The organism is uncultured Brevundimonas sp., assembly GCF_937870815.1.
GTDB lineage: Bacteria > Pseudomonadota > Alphaproteobacteria > Caulobacterales > Caulobacteraceae > Brevundimonas.
Genome location: NZ_CALMZS010000136.1, coordinates 1 through 3,239, shown reverse-complemented (window position 1 = coordinate 3,239; position 3,239 = coordinate 1). Strand labels below are relative to the sequence as shown.

Annotated in this window: 4 protein-coding genes; 1 reads left to right on the top strand and 3 read right to left on the bottom strand. The window is 71.8% G+C overall.

What is annotated here, in order from left to right:
• From Q0588_RS08690 to Q0588_RS08680, 3 genes are all read right to left on the bottom strand, one after another.
• Nucleotides 1–206: DEAD/DEAH box helicase (locus Q0588_RS08690; RefSeq protein ID WP_298745558.1), on the bottom strand; the 206-nt coding region annotated here is incomplete at its 3' end.
• Between the two features lie 247 nt (nt 207–453).
• The gene (locus tag Q0588_RS08685) at nt 454–873 is read right to left on the bottom strand and encodes a type II toxin-antitoxin system VapC family toxin (RefSeq protein ID WP_298745557.1); all 420 of its coding nucleotides are present in this window, start codon (nt 871–873) and stop codon (nt 454–456) included.
• A complete protein-coding gene (locus Q0588_RS08680; RefSeq protein ID WP_298745556.1) occupies nt 870–1,115 on the bottom strand; it encodes a type II toxin-antitoxin system Phd/YefM family antitoxin in 246 nt (81 codons plus the stop codon). Before Q0588_RS08680 ends, Q0588_RS08685 begins: the two co-directional genes overlap by 4 nt.
• 124 nt (nt 1,116–1,239) lie before the next feature.
• Between Q0588_RS08680 and Q0588_RS08675 the strand changes: the two genes are divergently transcribed.
• The coding region (locus Q0588_RS08675) for an ATP-dependent DNA helicase (RefSeq protein ID WP_298745555.1) at nt 1,240–3,239 on the top strand (2,000 nt) is incomplete at its 3' end.

Here is a 3,239-nt window from a genome sequence, read left to right as displayed (position 1 = left end):
GTCATCAGATTGCGCTCGACGTCGGTGGTCAGGGCCTTGAGCGGCGACAGATAGAGGGTGTGGACGCCCGAGCCCGGGCCGGTCGCCGGCCTCGGCCCCCGCTCGGCCAGTTCGACCAGCGACGGCAGGAAGCCGGCCAGGGTCTTGCCGCCGCCGGTCGGCGCCACCAGCAGGGCGTGGGACCCGGCCCGCGCGGCGGCGATCATCTCCAGCTGATGGCGGCGCGGAACCCAGCCGCGGCTGGCGAACCAGTCGGCGAAGAGGGGAGGGAGGGTGGTCGTCACCCGCCCGGCCGCGCGCCCTCGCACGGCCCGCCATCACCCCAGCGACCGCCAGAATCCAGGCGAGAATCTCTGCCGACGAAGTCGCTTGTTCTGATCCACCAGAGGAAAGCGACGACGGAGGCTGGAAGAACGGGCGCGATGATCGGCGCGACGCGGCGCGGCTTTCGCATCAGGCGCTCCACGGCGACAACAGCTTGCAGCCACTGACCTGGAAGGGGAGGACATCACGGGTCACGACGGTCAGTCCGTGATGCAAGGCTGTCGCGGCGATCAGCTCGTCGGCCGCGCCGAATTTGAATCCCTGGCCGCGAAGACGCGCCGCCAGACCGCCCCATAGTCTCGCGATCTTCAGGTCGATTGGAAGCACATGGCCGCCGAACGCCAGCAGCGCGCCCCGATTGACGCTATCCATGTCGCGCCTCCGGCGTCCGTCCGCCAACAGGGCGATGCCCTTGTCCATTTCGCCAATGGTTATGACGCTCAGAACCATGTCCTCTTCGTCCGATGCATCGAACCAGCGCAGGAATTCAGCATCCGGTCGGGGACGCCCCGGTTCACTGAAGGCGTTGGTGTCGAGCAGCCATTTCAAAGTTCGATGTCCCGTGCCGGAGTCTGGTCACGGCTCAGATCCACCCCGTCGAAATTCATGGCGCGGAGCCAGTCCTTGAAAGTCCTCGGCGTATCGGGCGCCCGCATCTGTTCGTAGTCGGCCTTGGAGATCACCAGCGCCGTTTCCTCACCATGCACAGTGATGCTCTGCGGCCCCTCCGCCGTCGCCCGGCGCACGACCTCGGAGAAGTTGTCCTTGGCCTTGGCAAGACTCCAGTTCATCTCGACACTCCTCTGGCCATCAGTAGTAGCCATACCATGCGGCCTCTCCAGAAAGCAAGACGATGTTCTTGTTCCGTTTCGCTCCACTCGCTCGTAGAAGGGTCGGGTGAGCGAAACATCCTCCATGACATCCCCCACCGCCCTGACCGGGGCCGAGCCGTGGCTGGCGCTGCCGGCGGCGCTGGCCGTGCCGCCGGGGGCGGGGGCGATCTGCGACGACGAGGGCGCGCGCAGGATCGGGCGGGGGGCGGCCGAGGGGGCGTTCACCACCGGGCCGGTGCTGGTGGCGCACGCCTCGCTGACCGCCCGCAGGCTGGGGATCGCGCCGCCGGCGCGGTCGGGCGACCTGCTGGACGTGCTCGAGCTGTTCGCCTTCGTGCGCCCGGCTCGGTTCTGCGCCCCGTCGCCGAGCGGGCTGGCCCTGGCCATGGGGCAGGCCGAGCCGAAGGGGGCCGAGGCGCAGGCCGAGGCGCTGCGGCGCGCGGCCGACGGGCTGCTGAGGGAGATGGCCGATCCGGCCTGGCCGGGGCGCGAGGAGGCCTACACCCTGGCCGAGACGCTGGGGCGCGCCGGCTGGGCGTGGGGGTGGCGGGTGCTCGGTGCGTTGCAGCACCAGCCGGTGCGCGAGCGGAACCTGCGCGGCAGCGGGCTGGACGCCTGGTCGCGGCTGGCGGAGTGGGAGGACGAGGCCCCGCGCGGCGAGGCGGGGTCGGCGCCGGTCGACAGCGAGAGCGCGCGCATCCGGCTGGACAAGCTGTTGCAGGCCTCGGGGCTTGACGAGACCCGGCCGACCCAGTCCGACTACGCCGCCGAGGCCGCCTTCGCCTTTTCGCCCCGCGACGAGGAGGGCCGGCCGCGGGTGCTGCTGGCCGAGGCGGGCACCGGCACGGGCAAGACCCTGGGCTATCTGGCGCCCGCCAGCCTGTGGGCCGAGCGCAACCAGGGGGCGGCCTGGGTCTCGACCTACACCCGCGCCCTGCAGCGCCAGATCGACCGCGAGAGCGCCGCCCTGTGGCCCGATCCGGCCGAGCGCAGGAAGAAGACCGTGGTCCGCAAGGGGCGGGAGAACTACCTGTGCCTGCTGAACCTGCAGGACATGGTCCAGGCGGCCCAGCTGGGCAACGGCGACCTGATCGGCATGGCCCTGGCCGGCCGCTGGGCCCTGCATACGCGCGACGGCGACATGACCGGGGGCGACTATCCGGGCTGGCTGCCGGGGCTGTTCGCGGTCGGGCCCGGCCAGCAGGCCAGCGCCGCCAATCTGGTCGACCGGCGCGGCGAATGCGTCCACGCCGCCTGCCCCCACTACCGCGCCTGTTTCGTCGAGAAGACCATCCGCGCCAGCCGGCGGGCCGATCTGGTGGTCGCCAACCATGCGCTGGTGATGACCCAGGCGGCCTTCGACGGGGCGCGGTCGGCGCGGGGGCTGAAGCAGGACGGCGAGACGGCGGCGCTGAAACGGATCGTCTTCGACGAGGGCCACCATCTGTTCGACGCCGCCGACAGCGCCTTTTCGGCCTGTCTGTCGGGACAGGAGGCGGCCGAGCTGCGGCGCTGGATCCGGGGGCCGGAGGGGCGCGGACGGCGCGGGCGCGGGCTGGAGCAGCGGCTGGGCGACCTGTGCGCCGACAATGAGGCGGCGACGAAGGCGCTGCAGGACGCGGTGCGGGCCGCGGCCCAGCTGCCCGGCGAAGGCGTGTCGGGGCGGATCGCCCCGGCCTCGGGCGAGGTCAATCCGGTCGGGCCGATCGAACGCTTTTTGCTGGCCGCGCTCGAACAACTCCGTGCACGGACATCGGAGAATGCGTCGGGCGGCGGGACCGAGTTCGGCATGGAATGTTCGCTGCGCCCCGTCACCGAACCCGTGCTGGAAGCGGCCCGCGAAGCCGCCCAGGCGCTGGCGGCGGTCGAGGCCCCGCTGCTGGCCCTGTCGCGCCATCTGGAGGACATCCTCGACGACGAGGCGGCGGAGCTGGACGGGGCGGCGCGGGCGCGGATCGAGGGGGCGCTGCGCGGGCTCGACCGGCGGGCGCGGATGACCCTGCCGGGCTGGCGCTCGATGCTGGCGGCGCTGGAGGTTTCGTCGGACGAGCCGGACCCCGACTTCCTCGACTGGCTGTCGGC

Bases quoted from the DNA above. Each gene is read 5' to 3' on its own strand.
- Q0588_RS08680 (WP_298745556.1), bottom strand. From the start codon at position 1,115: ATGAACTGGAGTCTTGCCAAGGCCAAGGACAACTTCTCCGAGGTCGTG.